The organism is Fibrobacter sp. UBA2449, assembly GCF_002342555.1.
Taxonomy (GTDB): Bacteria; Fibrobacterota; Fibrobacteria; order Fibrobacterales; family Fibrobacteraceae; genus Fibrobacter.
This window is the reverse complement of record NZ_DDQF01000017.1, coordinates 16,302-32,489: the sequence shown is the minus strand read 5'-3', so window position 1 is coordinate 32,489 and position 16,188 is coordinate 16,302. Positions and strand designations below refer to the sequence as shown.

Below are 16,188 nucleotides of genomic sequence, written 5' to 3'. Positions count from 1 at the left end.
TTTACACTATGAAAATCCAGTTCAAGTACCAGCAGTTCCAAGCAGATGCCGCGAAGGCCGTTTGCGATGTTTTCGCGGGGCAGCCCTACCTGGAATCGAGCTACTTGATGGATTCGGGTACGACCAAGCTCTTTGGCGGCAGTGTGCCTGCGCAGAGGGGCGTGACCGGGTTTTGTAACCAGCGTCTGGTGCCTGAATTGAGTGATTCCAAGGTGCTTGCGAACTTGCAGGCGGTGCAGTCGGCGAATCTTTTACCGCAGTCCGAAAAACTGGAAGGCCGTTACAACCTGACCATCGAAATGGAAACGGGTACGGGCAAGACCTACACCTACATCAAGACGATGTACGAGCTGAACCGTGCCTACGGCTGGACCAAGTTTATTGTGGTGGTGCCGAGTATCGCCATTCGTGAGGGCGTCTATAAGTCGTTCCAGATTATGCAGGAGCATTTTCTGGAAGAATACGGCAAGTCCATCCGGTTCTTTATCTACAATTCGCAGAACCTGACCGAGATTGATCACTTTGCGTCGGACAGCCACATCAACGTGATGATTATTAACTCGCAGGCGTTCAACGCCACGGGCAAGGACGCGCGCCGTATCCGCATGAAGCTGGACGAGTTCCGCAGTCGCCGCCCGATAGACGTTATCGCGAGCACGAACCCGATTCTGATTATTGACGAGCCGCAGAGTGTCGAGGGCAAGAAGACGAAAGAGGGCCTGGCGGAATTCCAGCCGCTGTTGACTTTGCGTTATTCGGCGACGCACCGCAAGGACGCCATCTACAACATGGTTTACCGCCTTGACGCGATGGATGCCTACAACAAGCACCTGATCAAGAAGATTAGCGTCAAGGGCATTACGGTGAGCGGTTCTACGGCGACCGAGGGTTACTTGTACCTGGAAGGCGTTCAGGTGTTTACGGACAAGGCTCCTGTCGCGACTCTTGAATTTGATTGCAAGGGCAAGAGTGGCTTGCTCAAGAAAAAGGCCCACGTCACGAAGGGTTTTAATCTTTACGAACAGTCGGGCGGTCTCGAAGAATACAAGGACGGCTATACTGTTACCGAAGTGAACGGCAACGAATTGTCCGTGACCTTCATGAACGGCAAGAAGATTTATGCCGGCGATTGCGTAGGCGTGGTAAACGAGGAACAGTTGCGCCGCATCCAGATTCGCGAAACGATTATTTCGCATTTTGAACGCGAGCGGGCGCTTTTCGGCAAGGGCATTAAGGTGCTTTCGCTGTTCTTCATCGACGAGGTCAAGAAGTATCGCGATTACGACGCTCCGGACGAGATGGGCATTTACGCCAGAATGTTCGAAGAAGAATACGATTCCATCCGCAAGTCGATGCAGCAGGATTTGCTGGAGAGCCCGGAGTATTTTGAATTTCTGGAAAAGACGGATGCCCACAAGGCGCATGCGGGGTATTTCTCTATCGACAAGAGCAAGAAGGGCGGCGGTCGCTTTGTCGATAGCAAGGTTGCACGCGGGTCGTCGGATTCCGACGATATCGATGCATACGACTTGATCATGAAAGACAAGGAACGCTTGCTTTCGCGAGAAGAGCCGGTGCGGTTTATATTCAGCCATTCTGCACTGAAAGAGGGCTGGGATAACCAGAACGTGTTCCAAATTTGTACGCTCAAGAGCAGCGCTTCGGAAGTCCGCAAGCGGCAGGAAGTGGGCCGCGGATTGCGTTTGTGCGTGAACCAGAACGGCGAACGCATGGACGAGAGCGTCTTGGGCGGTGACGTGCATTCGGTGAACGTGCTCACGGTTATTGCGAACGAGAGTTACGAGGATTTCGCGAAGGCGTTGCAAACCGAAATGGCCGAAACGATTGGCAGCCGCCCGGTCAAGGTGACGATAGACCTGTTCAAGGGAAAGTCTTTTACGTCGGAAGCCGGCGAAAAGTTGTTTGTAACGGATGACTTTGCGCAGACGGTTTACGATGCTTTGCTAGAATGCGGCTATGTGAAGAAGGGGGCATTGACGGATAAGTATCGCACGGACAAGGCCGCAGGTACGCTATGCCTTTGCGAAGAAGTTGCTCCTTATTCTGCAAGCATTTGTGGCGTTCTTGATACGCTTTACGATGCCGATGCGATTAAGCCCGAAGATGCCCGTAAGAACAACGTGGAACTGCGCCTGAACAAGAGCAAGTACAATTCCAAGGAGTTCAAGGAACTCTGGCAGAAGATTAACGCGAAGTCTGCTTACGTGGTGGATTTCGAGACAGATGAACTTGTCCGTAAATCGGTCGATGCGCTGAATGCGAACTTGCGTGTGACGAAGATTTTCTTCAGGGTGTCGCAGGGCTCTCTGGATAAAATCAAGTCCAAAGAACAACTGGAAGCAGGCAATGCCTTTAAGATGGAAACTACGGAGTCTAGGGCTGCCGTCGCCACTGCAAATTCCAGCGTCAAGTACGACTTGATTGGAAAGATTGTTGAAGATACGGGACTTACCCGCAAGACCGTTGGCGAAATTCTGGGCAAAATCCAGAAGCCCGTCTTTGAGCAGTTCCAGGAAAACCCCGAAGAGTTTATCATCAAGGCGAGCCGCTTAATCAACGAACAGAAGGCGACCGTCATCATCGAGCATATCACGTATAACAAGCTGGAATCCAGTTACGAGACGAGCATCTTTACAGACAACACGATGAAGGGCCGCCTCGGCATGAATGCATGCGAAACGCACCAGCATTTATACGACCACCTGATTTATGATTCCAGTAACGAACGCGACTTCGCACAGAAACTGGAAACGAGCAAGGAAGTATCGCTTTACATCAAACTGCCCAAGGGATTCTTCATCAATACGCCCGTTGGCAAGTATAATCCCGACTGGGCAATTGCCTTTCATGAGGGCGAAGTCAAGCACGTGTATTTTGTCGCCGAAACCAAGGGCTCCATGAGCACCATGGAACTCCGCGAAATCGAATCCGCCAAAATCAAGTGCGCCCGTAAACATTTCGCTGCCATCTCCAGCGACTCTGTCACCTACGACGTGGTGGATTCCTACGAACGACTGCTGGATTTAGTGAAGTAAATCTACTTCTTCCTCATCTTCCCGCCGGCAATAACCACCAGTAACGCGCCAGCGGCTACGCCGCCGACCTTCTTGATGTCGCTCCAGAATTGCCGACGCTTTGCCTTGCACTGCTCGCAAAGCTTTTCGGTGTCTTCGGGCTTGTCGCAGCCGCACTTTTTGCATTTGTTCCAGAGTTTTTGGGTCATAGGCTTTTTCTCCATTTTGCAATTCGCGTTTCGCATTCTGTTTTAGGCAATCGCATGTTTATGGTCATCAGGGCTTTCAGGTTCTCCGCAGCTTCCGAAGCCGACAATAATCCATATTCAACGAAATTGTCAAACAGGTAAAGGATGCCGGAGACTTTCACGTTGTCCTTTTCTGCTGCGGAACGAAGTTTGCCGTCACCCGTCAAAAGCCGTCCATCAACCTTTTTGGCATAATACCAAACGGAGCAATCCGCAATAGATGTGTTGTTTTTGCTGGTAGACTGCAAAAGCAAAATTTCGCTAAATTCGTCAAAATCAAATGTCGCGACACCCAACTTTTTCGACTTGATAAACTTCTGAATGATCTGTTGTTGTTCCGGTCTCTCAATTTCGCTAATTACCAAATCGGTTGTGCAAATTTCGCAGGGTAGGGCAAAGAACGCTTCCAGCAATTGGACTGAAAGTAAGTCAAATATGACGTTCGCGTCACTGATGACAATCCGTTCTTCAATCATACCAGCGCGAGATCTCTACGGACTTGCTCGATGTCCTGATGCAGCAGGCTTGCCGCCTTGGATATGGTAATGAGTTCCTTGCTCAGCGCCTTATAGACCAGGCTTACGAACCTGGTGGATTCTTCGTCGTGGTATAGCGACTTTTCGATAAGGGCCTTGAATTTCGTCGCCTTGTTTTTCTGGATGCAGAAGGTTCGGTAGCGCTGTTCCGAAATAATGCCGCATTCCTTCGCCTTGTACATGATGGCGTCGCAGGAGATTCCGTAGCCGAGCTGGATGGCTCTCAGTTCCTGGTACGAGATGTCCCTGCGGGCCCTGCCGAGAATCCGTTTGAGCTCGGGTTCCGGGACAAGCATTTCACTTGCGAACAGGTGACAGAAAGATTCTTCTTGCTTTTTGTCGATGGACTTGGGGAAGCGAAGTACGAGGTGCCCGAGTTCGTGAAGCGCGGTAAAGCGTTTCCGCTCGACGGAAAAAGCCTTGTTCAGAATGACAACATGGAATTTTTCGTTGACTAGGCTGCTCATGCCGTCAAAGGATTCCGGGGCGTCGATCTCAATAACCTTTATGCCGTGGTTTTCGAGCAGGTCGATGACGTTTACGATGCCAGCGAGGCCGAGCCGCCATTCTTTACGGACAATCGCTGCGGCCATTTTGACTTCTTCGGCGGAGTTGGCTCTGATTTGGGGGATAAGGTGTTTCGCGGCAGAGCTGCTGCAGATTTCCTCGATGTTGATGTAGCGTTCCATCAGGTCGGCGATGGTTTCGCGGAGGCTGTTTTCCTTTTTCTGCGGGAGCGTGCTTTTCTTGCGGAACCTCACGGAATCCACCTGCACCGTAAAGGGCCTGAAAAAGTAGTCAATGGGCAGGCCCAGCGCCTTGGATAGTGCGATGATGACACCGCTGTTCGGTGCCAGTAGGCCGTTTTCGTACTTTGAAATCGCCATCTTTGAGACGATATTCCCCATGGCCGAGCAAAGTTCGTCCATTGAGAGCCCTTTCATAATTCGGGCATTTTTAAGCCTAGCTGAGAAAATGGAAAGTTCTGCCATAGCGCCTCCGTTGTTTACAAATATATATATTTTTATAGATTTTGTAAACTAAGTGGTGGTACATACATGGCTATTTCTTCTTCATCCCTACCTCCCAACTTTCACCCGTTTCCCGTTCTTGAGCTGGTGCGTGGTGGCGTCGGGGAGGGTGTTTTTGCGGCCGACAAAGGTGCCGTCGATGCGGTAGGTTTCAACGGGGGCGACCGTGGCGCGGTCTTGCCGTTGCGCCCCAATGCGGTCGGTGCCCGGGGCGGTTGTGTCCGGTGCGCCCGCCTTTACCGCGATGGAGTCGGTAGATACGGTGAAGTTGTCGTAGCGGATAAAGCAGTCGTGGGTGGGTGCCCATTCGGCGCTGCTTCCGCCGTGGAATGTGGAGAGGTAGAACTTGTCGACTTTCACGGTGTCGTAGTCGCGGAGCCTGAGGGTATCTACGTCTAGCACGAGTTCGCCGTCAAGCCAGGTCTGCACGCGGCCATTCTTGTTGCCATTGCCGGGCGCAGTTATTGTATTCATACTTACTTTGTTTATAATGCGGTGCCAGGTGCCGGTGGTGAACTGTTTTTGCGGGATGGTGCCGTTCAAGTCCCACTTGAAGTCGTCGCCATATACGGACTCTTGCCCCATAAAGTAGATGAGCTGCACGGCGTTGCCGTCCTTGCGCCACATAATACGCGCGCTCCAGCCGTCGCCGGTTTCGGGCATGGCGTTGCCGGTGTAGCACTTGCCGCCGCATAGGCCGGGGAGCTTGCCGCCGAGCTGGAACTCGAATCCGTCTTCGAAGAATATGTCGTAGGCGCTCCACATGGTGTCGGCGGTTTTCACGAGGGGCTGTATTATCTGTGCAGCGCAGGCGGGGGTGTCGTTGTCGTTCGGGCCTACGCAACCCTTGGGGTACTTGAGCTGCAGTACGTTGCCGTGTTCCTCGCCGTCGTACACGACCTTGGAATTTTCGCCATTGTTCTTGTCCATGGCGTACCACCAGCTTTTGTCGTAGTCGTTACGCTTGAAGTCTTCCTTGGCCTCCGCATTGCCGTACACGCCGACTTCGCGGTTCTCGAAGTTCACGAACGAGACGGTGTCGGATGCCGTCTGTGCAAAGGCGGCCGGGGCAATCGAGGCGACCGCCGCGGCAGTGAACACTGTTGCAGAAAGGATGTACTGAAATTTTGCGCTCATGCTTTTAAAATAATCTTTTTTGGCTGGTATTAAACTATCTTTTTAATGTATGGCCGATTCACTTGACGAAAAGCACAATGAAGAGCGTCGCGCAGAGGAACGCAAGGCCCGCATCAAGAAGATGCGCGGGTGGCTTTCTCCGCGTGATACTGTGGCCGACGACTTTGGCCCCGAAGATGCCGCCCTCTATTACGGCGAAGGGCATTCCGGCTGGAACCGGTAAAAACCGAGAATTAAATGAAAAAAGATACGTTGCGCGCCGAGCTGTGGGACAATATGCACTATTTGTTCCGCGATATCAATGACCGTGTTGTCCATGTTTCGCTCACTTACGATTTTAGGCTGGATCCTTCGATATTGAAGCAGACGCTAGGCGTTGCCTTTCGCGATGTCCCTATTCTTCATGCATCGTTCAAGCCCGGGTTCTTTCATGCCCGCTGGATTGTCGAGCCTTACCGCATCGAAGACGTGGTTGCCTTTAAGGAAATCGACCCTGCGGAACTTGATTGCGAACAAGATAATTTCCTGACGACTTACATAGAACCTACCGGATCTTTGCAGATGAAGGTCGCTGTCTTCTATCATGGTACGCGGACCACGCTGTGCATGGTGGTGAACCACATGTGCATGGATGCGGGGTCCCTCAAGTATTTTCTGCCCCGGTTTTGCGATGTCTACGATTGCATCGCGAGCGGGAAAACCGGCGCGATGCCGAGTTTCCGCATGGGTGACCGCTCCTACACTGCCGTCTACGCGTGTCTTCCTTCTTCTGCAAGGAAGGTCGCAAGGCGGCTTTTCAAGAATATCAACCAGAAGGATGACAGCTATTTCCCCTTCACGCCGGATTCCGGCGATGACCGCGTCCAGCTTATACGCCGCAGGTTTTCGCCCGACATGCTTGCGCAGGTCTGCTCCGCTAGCAAGGCGGCCGGAGTGACGGTGAACGATTTCCTCTTGGCCTGTTATTTCCAGGCGCTGTACGACATCGCGCAATTCCCCGAGAGCAAGAAAACTTCCATATCCTGCGCAATAGACTTGCGCCGTCACCTGGAAGGTGCCGCAAAGGAAAGCGTCACCAATCACACGGCGTGGATGCAGAGCAGCGTGCCCCAAAAGGGACGCACGATGTTGGAAACGTTGTCGTCTGTCAGCCGGTCGGTAGCCTCCTTCAAAAGCGACCCTTACATGGGTCTTCACGGGCTTCCGCTTGTCGCTACGATTTTCAACGTCTTCCCGCGGGCTATTGCCGAGTTCCTTATATTCAAGGTCTATTCCAACCCGCCCTGTTCCATGAGCAATATCGGCCGTCTCGATAGCCGGGCGCTCGGCTTGCAGGGGCGCGAACCTGTCGACGGATTCATTACGGGGGCGATAAAGTACAAGCCCTACACCTTGCTTTCTGTGTCGACCCTCGGCGACAACCTGACGGTTGCGATGTGCATCCGCGGGAATGACCGCGACCATGACAATGTCGAACGCTTCTTTGACATCTTTATGGATTGCGCAGCCGCCCTTGTCAAGGAAATTCAAGGCGTCAAAGGCTGAATTAACCCTTTAAATTAGGTGAGTTTTTTCCACTTGAAAAACAGACTCTTCAATTTTTGGGCGTAGAGCCTGGTCTCTTCCGGATTCACGAAGAATGTCGTGGCGCAAACCACGAAGAACGGATTGAAAATCATGCCGAGAACCGCACCCCATACATAATATGTGCCGAACATGTTTTCGCGAACATAATCCCAGGTGCTCCATGAAATATAGACGAACGCTATTATGGAATAGATTTTCAAGACTAGCGTGTTCTTCTTGATGAGGGCGAATGTTCCCGCTGCGATGGGAATGAGAATCATGAAGATGATGTCTGCGGAGAGAGAAAAATTCAATATCGTTTTGATTAGGTTGTTTGCAGCATTGACCAAAAAGTATGCGGTGCAGAACCGGAGCAGGCCCATGTTGATTTTTTGATTGGTGTCGATGGTCTCTTTTATTGACGATGTGATAAAAAATGCGGCAATATAGACGACTAGAGACGGATTCACGAAAATGTCGGAGAGCGCTTCAAGGAGGTGATGGTATCCCATGCCTAAAGGTAAAAGATATTTGTAGAAGTGAACTGCATAAAAAATTGCGCCAATAGGAATCATGATTATTGCAACAACCGCAAAGATTTTTAAAAGTCGCGGACTCTTTTTTACGAGCGCGATTGCCACTGCAATAATGCAAATACTACTTAATAGAATTTGTGGTCCAGAATTGGAAAAGAACGGCTCTTCTGCTTCTAGAGTGAACGATTGCAGCAGTGTTCCTGCGATGTTCTTCAATCCATTCGCAATCAACATAATGGCGCAAACTCTGAGCAAGGCGAGATTCATGATATAATATAAGATAAAAAAATATATATTAGGAATAGCCGCTTGTTCTTTCCCCTGCGACGATGCGAGATTTTTGTGAGAAGTAAAATGACGGACCGGATTCTTTTTACCTTTGCCCTTGTGGTGTCGCTTTGCTTTGGCTACGGTCACTGCTGGGAACAGGACTTGATGTTTTCCCTTGGCATAAACGACGACCATCTTGTTATCGGCGCTCGTGGCGGATTTGACCCGAAGGTGTATTATAGGGTTCTCGATTATCCGTATACGGCCCGCTATGCGGCAATTGAGAAGGATTTCGAAGAGGATCCGGGGCGTGTCCTTTGGGCGGTCCATTATCCGTTCCCCCGTTATTTGTATTCGGCCATGGTCGCAGCACCGGACAGCGTCTATGTTGATGGCAAGGGTGATTTTCTCAGCGTGGAGGGGGAGGGCGACTTGGGCATGATTCCGCCGAGGGGCTTGAAATTGCCTGCCGAAGGGGATTCGCTTGCCACACTTTCCCCGAATTCTATGCGAAGGGTTTGGCGGGGAGATGCCGCTATCGCTCCGCTTTCTGCATTTGATGTTATTGTCAGAAACTTGATTCGTTATCGCAAGTGGTATGCTGACAGGTGGGATGTTGACAGAATTTCTTTATACATTGATGGCAGTTTCTTTAGACAGAACAAGTTCCATGAATTGCACCCTTTGATAATTGCGTTGAAGGAAATAGGGTTCAGGTATGTCTGGGTCGATGTCGATGACTCGGATGATGCTTTTCGCCTTCGTTCGATGGAAATGGCCTATCGGGAAATTTACCGGTTGTCCGGTTTGGCGCCTCAAATGGATAATCCCCGCAGCTTTCGAAGGCTGGTTGCGCCCAGTTTGAAGATGGAACAGGCGAGCTTGCACGCGATGAAATTTTTGAAAAAATTCAACAATGATATCGACAAACTTCTTGGGGAAGTAACTGGTTTGTCGAAAGCCGACAGTGACACGCCATCTGGCGAAGTCTTTATTCCGTGGCGGGCCGATGATATCAAGGTGCGCGGCTCCCGTTCCGCCAAAGATGTCCTGGAAACCATAAGACGTCGCGGGCCGGAATTGTGTGATATCTATAACAATTTCCTGAAGAAGAAATCCGGATTCGATGGCCGCGTTGTTTTGAGATTTGAGATTGCCCCGAGCGGTGAAGTTGTCCGTACGGCCGTCGCGTATTCCTCGACCGGCTATGAGGAATTCGATAATGCGGTCAGTGACTATGTCGGTGGGATACCGTTTGGAGAGGTGGAGTCCGGAAGCACGAAGGTGGTTGTCCCGCTTACGTTTTACCAGTGAAAAAACATCCCCCGGCGAGTGCCGAGGGATTTTAAGTTCGATTGCCTTGGATCCTATCGGGTTCTGCGAACCCTCCAGGATGACAAATCAGGGATTAGTACCTGTAGTGATCCGCCTTGTACGGGCCTTCGACCGGCACGCCGATGTAGTCGGCCTGGGCCTTGGTGAGGGTCGTCAGGTGGACGCCGAGCTTTTCGAGGTGCAGGCGTGCGACCTTTTCGTCGAGAATCTTCGGGAGCGTATAGACGACACCGCTTTCGTACTTGATGCCGGCGACAGTTTGCTTGCCCTGTGCGTTGAGCCAGAGGTCGATCTGCGCGATGGTCTGGTTCGTGAAGGAGGCGCTCATCACGAAGCTCGGGTGACCGGTGGCGCAGCCGAGGTTCAGCAGGCGGCCTTCAGCGAGTACGAGGATGCTGTGGCCGTCGGGGAAAATCCATTCGTCGTACTGCGGCTTGATTTCGTTCCTCTTGATGCCCGGAATCTTCTTGAGGCCGGCCATGTCGATTTCGTTGTCGAAGTGGCCGATGTTACCGACGATGGCGCGGTGCTTCATCTTGCTCATCTGTGCTGCGCTGATGATGCCGGTGTTGCCGGTGGTGGTCACGAAGATGTCGGCGTAGCTCACAACTTCGTCGAGGGTCTTGACTTCGTAGCCTTCCATGGCGGCCTGGAGTGCGCAAATCGGGTCGATTTCGGTGATGATCACGCGGGCGCCCTGACCGCGCAGCGACTGTGCACAGCCCTTACCCACATCGCCGTAGCCGCACACGACTGCAATCTTGCCTGCCATCATCACGTCGGTGGCGCGGTTGATGCCGTCGATGAGGGAGTGGCGGCAGCCGTAGAGGTTGTCGAACTTGGACTTGGTCACGGAATCGTTCACGTTGATTGCCGGGAACTTGAGGCGGCCGGCCTGGGCCATCTGGTACAGGCGATGCACGCCGGTAGTGGTTTCTTCGGAAACGCCGCGGAGAGTTTCGCGGGCGCGGGTCCACTGCTTCGGGTCCTTCTCGAAAATCTTCTTGCAGGTGGCGAGGAACACGCCCCATTCTTCGCTGTCGGTTGCGGGGTTGAATTCGGGCACCTTGCCGGCATCTTCGAATTCGGCGCCGCAGGTCACGAGCATGGTGGCGTCGCCGCCGTCATCCACGATGAGGTCGGCAGTCTTGCCGTCGGGCCACACGAGGGCGCGGGCGGTGTTTTCCCAATATTCTTCGAGGGTTTCGCCCTTCCAGGCGAACACGGGCACGCCCTGCGGGTTTTCTACGGTGCCTTTCTTGCCTACCACGACGGCTGCGGCAGCGTTGTCCTGCGTGCTGAAGATGTTGCAGCTCACCCAGCGCACGTCGGCACCGAGGTCCACCAGCGTTTCGATGAGGATGGCGGTCTGCACGGTCATGTGGAGGCTACCCATGATGCGGGCGCCAGCGAGCGGCTTCTTGCCAGCATATTCCTTACGGAGAGCCATCAGGCCCGGCATTTCGGTTTCAGCGAGGTCGAGTTCCTTGCGGCCTTCCACTGCAAGGTTGATATCCTTAATTTTGTATTCCATGGTTATGTTCCTTATTTATGCATAAATATAGTTATACGCATAAAAAAGGTCAAGCGCTATTCCATGAATATGATGCCCTTGATTTCAAAATTAAGGATCGTGTCGCCGTCGACGATTTTGCGGTCGAGGTGGACCATCTCCTTGAAAATCCTGGCATTGTCGGTTGCTTCGATTATATCGCCTCTAAAGGTCATGTCCCAGCAACGGACATCTTTTTCGTTGAAGTTCTCGCCCATTCGCTTTCTTGAATTTTCGATTTGCTCCGGCGTGCAGGGAACCTCGGGTGCCCGCGCCTTGTAGGGAAATGCGAAGTGGAAAGCCTTTTCGCTTTTCATGGGCGTAATCTGGAAGAATATCGTGTCGTTCCGCAATTCGAATTCGTCCTTGCTGAATTTTTTGTCGATATGTTCCATTCGTGTGGCGTATGGGGGAATGTCGTAAGTCTTGTTCGTGGAGTAACTGCCATGCAGCAGTGTTTTCGGCTTATTCTTGTCCGCGTCTTTTGGGGGTGTTGAGAGGATTGCGTTGTAGTCCGTATAGATGCTGTCAGTCTCGAAAAATTCGGCCAGTTCTTTTTTAGACCTGTTTTGGATAATATGCACTCGCGAATAAACGATGGGGGACTTGTCATCGATGGTATTGAGGAATGATTTTGTGTCTTGCGCGTTCAGGGGGAACTTCGTGTAGCCTTCTTCGGCAAGCGTTGCCTTGATGCTGTCTATCCAGATGCCGCGCGTAATTTTTGTCGCGTTGAACGGTCCGGTCATCAGTACAAACAACATTGCGCAGAAGACGATGGCGAGGTACCTGAACTTGCACTTGATTTTATTGATGAGCAGAATTGCTATGATGATGTAGAAATAGATGTTGATGGCGAAAACATAGATGCGGTCTTCGGAAATCCCGTAATCGGATATTCTGCGGATGATTCCGAAAGTCATTAAAATGACTAGGGGAATGCATGCCGCTGGGAATATTTTCAGGAGTCTCTTTTCAATTTTCTTTACCGGGTTCAGTTGCGCCGGATACATCTCCGTTACGAGCAGGAACATGATGAGCATGGATGCGGAAACGAGGTACGATACCATTCCCTTCGGCAGATCCCACTGGACAAGTATCTTTGCGATGTAGGCATACAGGAGTGCTACGTATAGCGTGAACACGGCAATGAATAGCTTGCAGACTCCGCTTGTGAACTTGCTCGATGTCGGCGTTTCGTCGAGGCGTTCGTCGATGGAGGGGAGCCCTGCCAAATAGAGCATCGGCAAAATGGTATTACGGCAGAAAAAGAAAACATACAGGTAGGGCTTTCCTGAAATTTTGCCCAGGTCGAACAACGAGACTGAACCATAGATAAGACCTTCGATAGCGAGCGTCAGGGCTCCGGTGATGCCGATGGCGATGAATAATGCCTTTAGGTTTTTGTGCAGGAAAATCCAAAACTGGTTTTCGTTATTTTGTCTGAAAAATGGCGCGACGAACAGGCCCAAGATGAGTGTTGCGTAAATCGAATAGATTGCGCCAAAAAGATAGGTATGCCTGTAGTAATCGGGTTCTTCGGGATAATAGAGAATCAGGGCTATGGAGATGACAAACCATGCAATGCCTGTGGCAATTTGGGGAACCTTGCTTGTATTTTTACGGGCTTCCTGCACAAGCGTCGTTATGATGGAAAGGAGCATCGCTCCGACGGGATAGAAAACGAGCCAGAAGAAAAAACTGTGTCCCTCTTGTTCAATGCGCGAGGGGGCGATTTCGTTTGAAAAGATGAACGCGAGGGTCGAGAATACGGCGAGCGCCGATGCGACGGGGAACCGCCTGAATGCGCCCGATATCTGGCTCGGATATTTTTTGAATGTGTCAAGTACCATGGTTTTCCTCTTTGGATTCTTCGGTGCGCGTCAACTATTCCGTAAACAATATTCCCTTAATTCGTAGGGACTTGCTATCCTTCGATTCTTCTTCCGCGTGCAGGTAGCTTATCGCGATTGCAGCCCCGTCGGTCTTGATTTGCCTTGTGGAGTCCTGCTTGAGCGCTTGCCTGTCGATGGTGAAGCTGTAGACGGTCCTGGTTGCGCTTTCGCCTGCCGGGCCTGCGGTGCTGTCGGCGCATGCGTCGCTCTCGTCACTGTTGCAGCTGCAGCCGCTGTCTTCTTTCAGCGAGATGCGGAACGTGAGCGTGTCGCCCGCGAATTCGAATTCGTCGTTGTTGAAGTAATGGTCTATGGCGACGGCGCCCTTTGTGCCGGGAGGCACCTGGAGCATCGCCTTGTCGGGGTACTCTATGCTGACCTCGAACTGGTCGAACAGTTCTTCGCCGGTGCTGTCCGAACCCTCCCCGCAACACACGTTTTCGGTGAAGTCGTTGGTGAATGCATAGTCGTATCCTGTGATGGGGAGATATCCGGTGAATTCCGGGTTGTGTGCTTCGGCAAGCTCGAGCATTCGCGAAACAAGTAGCTTCGAGTTTTCGTCGTCTTTTTTCCGCAGGTCGATAACGAATTTCCGGGCGTCATCCTTGCTGAGCGGGAACTCCGTGTAGCCCGCTTCGGCAAGGGCTCCCCTGATGCTCCCCATCCAGATGTCGTTCGAGATTTTCGATGCCCTTAGCGGGCTGTCGGTGACGATGAACAGCAGTGCGCAGAAGACGATGGCGATGTAGCGCGACTTGCACTTGATTTTGTCGACGAGGAAGACTGCGATGATGACGTAGAAGTATATATTGATGGTCACGGCGAAGATGCGTTCCATCGAGATGCCGTAGTCGCTGATTCTGCGGATAAGGCCGACGGACATCATGGCCACGAGGGGGATGCATGCGGCGGGGAAAATTTTCAGGAGCTTCTTTTCGAAGGTGCTGCCGGGGGCGAGGCGCGCGGGGTACAGGACGGTGACGAGCGCGAGCATGTAGATCATGAATCCGGAAACGAAATACGATACCATTCCCTGCGGCATGTCCCACAGCACGACGAACTTGACGATGTAGGCGTAGAATAGGAGTATGGCGAGCGAAAGCACCGGCACGAAGAGGAACCGGATGGTGCTTGTCGCGAACTTGTTCAGCGTGGGTGTTTCGCTGTGGCATTCCTCGATGGAAGGGATGCCGCTGAAGTAGAGTATGGGGAAGACGGTGCTCGCGCAGAAGTAGAAAATGTAGAAATACACCTTCTCATCGAATTCATGTTCGAAAAGTGCACCAAAACAGAAGACGAGCGCTTCTACGGATGCGAGCAGGAGCGTTGCGATGAGCGCGCCGACAACCAGCGCCTTGAGGTTCCTGAACAGGAAAATCCAGAATGCGTTTTCGTCTTTATTTTTCCAGAACGGCGCGATGAACAGGGCGAGCGTGGCGGTCACGTACACGACAAGAACGGTGCTGAATATGAATTCGGCGCTGAAAAAATTGAAGTCTTTTTGCTGTTCGTTGAAAACGCAAAAGAAAAGCCATCCTGAGAGGATGAACCAGGCGATGTTTGCGACAATCTGGGGAACCTTGCTGCTTGTTTTGAGGGATTCCTGGACGAGCGAGGTCGTGAGGGAAATGAGCATCGCCGCTACGGGAAAGGTGCCCAGCCACAATATGAACTGGAGGAGCATGTGTTCGATGTAGGAATTGTCCCTGGAAAAGTCCGTGATGATTCCTGTGAGCTCTGTGCAGGCGACGTATGCGAAGAATGTGAAGAAGGCGAGCGCCGATGCGACGGGGAACCGCCTGAACGCGCTCGAAATCTGGCTCGGGTATTTCTTGAAAGCGTCAAGTACCATGATTTTCCTCTTTGAACTCCCTACACGGTTAAAAAGATACAAAAACATGAAAACAAAAAAATTAATTTTTTTCCCATGGTCTTTTTCCTTTTGCTTCTGTTGTCGGGACTTGTCCTGATTTATATCAACGTGAGTCCGGTCCTGCCGGGCAGGAGGGGCAAGCTGCTTGCGCTCGGCGTGCTTGTCTCGATTTTTGCAGGCATGTCGGCGCGGGGCACGTTTGTCGGAAGCCTCGCTGTAGCGTTCCTTTCGGTGTGGCTATGCCAGGCGCTGCTGCTTTATATACCCTGGGGTGTATTCAGGGTAGTGCGAAGGGTTGTGACGCGTCGTGCACTTGACGGGCGTTCGGTAATGCTCGCTTGCCGCGGTTTGCTCGTGGCGACGGTCGCGATGACGCTTGGGTTGTGCGCCTACGGTGTCCCACACAATGCGAAATACGTTTTGCATGAGACTACGGTGAATCTGCCTGCCGGCGGCTTTACGGCGGTGTTCTTCAGCGACATCCACGTGGATCCGCTATTCGACCGTGCAAAGCTCGAGCGCATGATTGCCGATGTGGATTCCATCGCTCCCGACTACCTGCTGTTCGGTGGCGACCTCGCCGATGTGCCGTCCGCGACTCTCGATGAGTGGGGCTATGATACCTTGTTCAAGAAACTCACGGCGGGAGCGAAAGTCGCTGCGGTAGCGGTGAACGGGAACCACGAAGGGATGCAGGAATTTCCCGGTTCGAGTCCCAACGACTGGATGCGCAAGGTGGGCTTTGTCGTGCTGGACGATTCCTCGGCGTGTATCGGGCAGGCGTGTTTCACGGGGCGGACCGATTTTCAGGTGGCGCGTGGCCGTGGCGTGGAGCGCAGGCCGCTTGCGGAACTTGTGCCCGTCGAGGTCCCGGCCGATTCCGGTAGCGTGCAAACCGTGCGGCCATGGATCCTGCTTGACCACCAGCCCAAGGGAATCGAGCCCGGATATTCGGGACGTCTTCCGGATTTCGCGCTTTCGGGGCACACGCACAACGGACAGTTTTTCCCGGGCAATTTTGTCATCAATCTCGTGTGGCGCCTTGCCTATGGCGAGGGCGTGCTCGATGGCGTCCGCTGGCTCGTGAGCGCGGGTGTCGATTGCTGGGGTCCGCCGGTGCGCGTAGGGACCGACGCAGACATGTGGGTCGTGCGTTTCGTCAGGTAGAGTGGCG

General features: G+C 52.4%; 14 protein-coding genes. 6 read left to right on the top strand and 8 right to left on the bottom strand.

Translation table 11 applies throughout. The annotated features are described in order from the left end of the window. The first annotated feature begins 8 nt into the window (after positions 1–8). Entirely contained in the window at positions 9–3,056 is a 3,048-nt protein-coding gene (locus tag B4B27_RS11155; RefSeq protein ID WP_290726500.1) for a type III restriction-modification system endonuclease, read from the top strand. A gap of 2 nt (positions 3,057–3,058) precedes the next feature. On the opposite strand, the gene B4B27_RS11150 is transcribed toward B4B27_RS11155, so the two are convergent. The 4 genes from B4B27_RS11150 to B4B27_RS11135 all read right to left on the bottom strand — a co-directional run bounded on the left by B4B27_RS11150 (position 3,059) and on the right by B4B27_RS11135 (position 5,987). Continuing rightward, positions 3,059–3,244: a hypothetical protein gene (locus B4B27_RS11150; RefSeq protein ID WP_290726498.1), complete on the bottom strand. Its 186-nt coding sequence runs from the start codon at positions 3,242–3,244 to the stop codon at positions 3,059–3,061. Next, positions 3,241–3,759, bottom strand: a complete 519-nt coding sequence (locus B4B27_RS11145; RefSeq protein WP_290726496.1) for a hypothetical protein — start codon at positions 3,757–3,759, stop codon at positions 3,241–3,243. Before B4B27_RS11145 ends, B4B27_RS11150 begins: the two co-directional genes overlap by 4 nt. After that, positions 3,756–4,811, bottom strand: a complete 1,056-nt coding sequence (locus B4B27_RS11140) for a helix-turn-helix domain-containing protein (protein WP_290726494.1) — start codon at positions 4,809–4,811, stop codon at positions 3,756–3,758. Before B4B27_RS11140 ends, B4B27_RS11145 begins: the two co-directional genes overlap by 4 nt. A gap of 87 nt (positions 4,812–4,898) precedes the next feature. After that, positions 4,899–5,987, bottom strand: a complete 1,089-nt coding sequence (locus B4B27_RS11135) for a polysaccharide lyase (protein ID WP_290726492.1) — start codon at positions 5,985–5,987, stop codon at positions 4,899–4,901. A 49-nt stretch (positions 5,988–6,036) separates the two neighbouring features. Between B4B27_RS11135 and B4B27_RS11130 the strand changes: the two genes are divergently transcribed. Next, entirely contained in the window at positions 6,037–6,210 is a 174-nt protein-coding gene (locus B4B27_RS11130; RefSeq protein WP_290726490.1) for a hypothetical protein, read from the top strand. Between the two features lie 14 nt (positions 6,211–6,224). Continuing rightward, positions 6,225–7,532, top strand: coding sequence for a hypothetical protein (locus B4B27_RS11125; protein WP_290726488.1), 1,308 nt, complete (start codon positions 6,225–6,227; stop codon positions 7,530–7,532). Between the two features lie 14 nt (positions 7,533–7,546). Here B4B27_RS11125 and B4B27_RS11120 read toward each other — a convergent pair whose 3' ends face one another. Next, the gene (locus B4B27_RS11120; RefSeq protein ID WP_290726486.1) at positions 7,547–8,065 is read right to left on the bottom strand and encodes a hypothetical protein; all 519 of its coding nucleotides are present in this window, start codon (positions 8,063–8,065) and stop codon (positions 7,547–7,549) included. 61 nt (positions 8,066–8,126) lie between these two features. On the opposite strand from B4B27_RS11120, the gene B4B27_RS11115 reads away from it, so the two are divergent. Together B4B27_RS11115 and B4B27_RS11110 are read left to right on the top strand one after the other, a co-directional pair. Then, positions 8,127–8,363: a hypothetical protein gene (locus tag B4B27_RS11115; protein WP_290726484.1), complete on the top strand. Its 237-nt coding sequence runs from the start codon at positions 8,127–8,129 to the stop codon at positions 8,361–8,363. Between the two features lie 80 nt (positions 8,364–8,443). Beyond that, entirely contained in the window at positions 8,444–9,673 is a 1,230-nt protein-coding gene (locus B4B27_RS11110) for a TonB family protein (protein WP_290726482.1), read from the top strand. Between the two features lie 94 nt (positions 9,674–9,767). Here the strand turns inward: B4B27_RS11110 and ahcY are convergent, their stop codons facing one another. Genes ahcY through B4B27_RS11095 form a run of 3 tightly spaced genes read right to left on the bottom strand, consistent with a single transcriptional unit; the run spans position 9,768 to position 14,993 of the window. Further along, positions 9,768–11,228, bottom strand: a complete 1,461-nt coding sequence (gene ahcY / locus B4B27_RS11105; RefSeq protein WP_290726480.1) for an adenosylhomocysteinase — start codon at positions 11,226–11,228, stop codon at positions 9,768–9,770. A gap of 56 nt (positions 11,229–11,284) precedes the next feature. Next, positions 11,285–13,099 (bottom strand): DUF4153 domain-containing protein, encoded by a 1,815-nt coding sequence (locus B4B27_RS11100; RefSeq protein WP_290726478.1) that lies wholly within the window; start codon positions 13,097–13,099, stop codon positions 11,285–11,287. A gap of 34 nt (positions 13,100–13,133) precedes the next feature. Next, positions 13,134–14,993, bottom strand: coding sequence for a DUF4153 domain-containing protein (locus tag B4B27_RS11095; RefSeq protein ID WP_290726476.1), 1,860 nt, complete (start codon positions 14,991–14,993; stop codon positions 13,134–13,136). A 75-nt stretch (positions 14,994–15,068) separates the two neighbouring features. Here B4B27_RS11095 and B4B27_RS11090 point away from each other — a divergent pair, with 75 nt between their 5' ends. Then, positions 15,069–16,181 carry a metallophosphoesterase gene (locus B4B27_RS11090; RefSeq protein WP_290726474.1) on the top strand — a complete coding sequence of 371 codons (1,113 nt, stop codon included), beginning with the start codon at positions 15,069–15,071 and terminating at the stop codon, positions 16,179–16,181. Positions 16,182–16,188 lie beyond the last annotated feature (7 nt).

Bases quoted from the DNA above. Each gene is read 5' to 3' on its own strand.
- B4B27_RS11155 (WP_290726500.1), top strand. From the start codon at position 9: ATGAAAATCCAGTTCAAGTACCAGCAGTTCCAAGCAGATGCCGCGAAG.
- B4B27_RS11150 (WP_290726498.1), bottom strand. From the start codon at position 3,244: ATGACCCAAAAACTCTGGAACAAATGCAAAAAGTGCGGCTGCGACAAG.
- B4B27_RS11145 (WP_290726496.1), bottom strand. From the start codon at position 3,759: ATGATTGAAGAACGGATTGTCATCAGTGACGCGAACGTCATATTTGAC.
- B4B27_RS11140 (WP_290726494.1), bottom strand. From the start codon at position 4,811: ATGGCAGAACTTTCCATTTTCTCAGCTAGGCTTAAAAATGCCCGAATT.
- B4B27_RS11135 (WP_290726492.1), bottom strand. From the start codon at position 5,987: ATGAGCGCAAAATTTCAGTACATCCTTTCTGCAACAGTGTTCACTGCC.
- B4B27_RS11130 (WP_290726490.1), top strand. From the start codon at position 6,037: ATGGCCGATTCACTTGACGAAAAGCACAATGAAGAGCGTCGCGCAGAG.
- B4B27_RS11125 (WP_290726488.1), top strand. From the start codon at position 6,225: ATGAAAAAAGATACGTTGCGCGCCGAGCTGTGGGACAATATGCACTAT.
- B4B27_RS11120 (WP_290726486.1), bottom strand. From the start codon at position 8,065: ATGGGATACCATCACCTCCTTGAAGCGCTCTCCGACATTTTCGTGAAT.
- B4B27_RS11115 (WP_290726484.1), top strand. From the start codon at position 8,127: ATGATTATTGCAACAACCGCAAAGATTTTTAAAAGTCGCGGACTCTTT.
- B4B27_RS11110 (WP_290726482.1), top strand. From the start codon at position 8,444: ATGACGGACCGGATTCTTTTTACCTTTGCCCTTGTGGTGTCGCTTTGC.
- ahcY (WP_290726480.1), bottom strand. From the start codon at position 11,228: ATGGAATACAAAATTAAGGATATCAACCTTGCAGTGGAAGGCCGCAAG.
- B4B27_RS11100 (WP_290726478.1), bottom strand. From the start codon at position 13,099: ATGGTACTTGACACATTCAAAAAATATCCGAGCCAGATATCGGGCGCA.
- B4B27_RS11095 (WP_290726476.1), bottom strand. From the start codon at position 14,993: ATGGTACTTGACGCTTTCAAGAAATACCCGAGCCAGATTTCGAGCGCG.
- B4B27_RS11090 (WP_290726474.1), top strand. From the start codon at position 15,069: ATGGTCTTTTTCCTTTTGCTTCTGTTGTCGGGACTTGTCCTGATTTAT.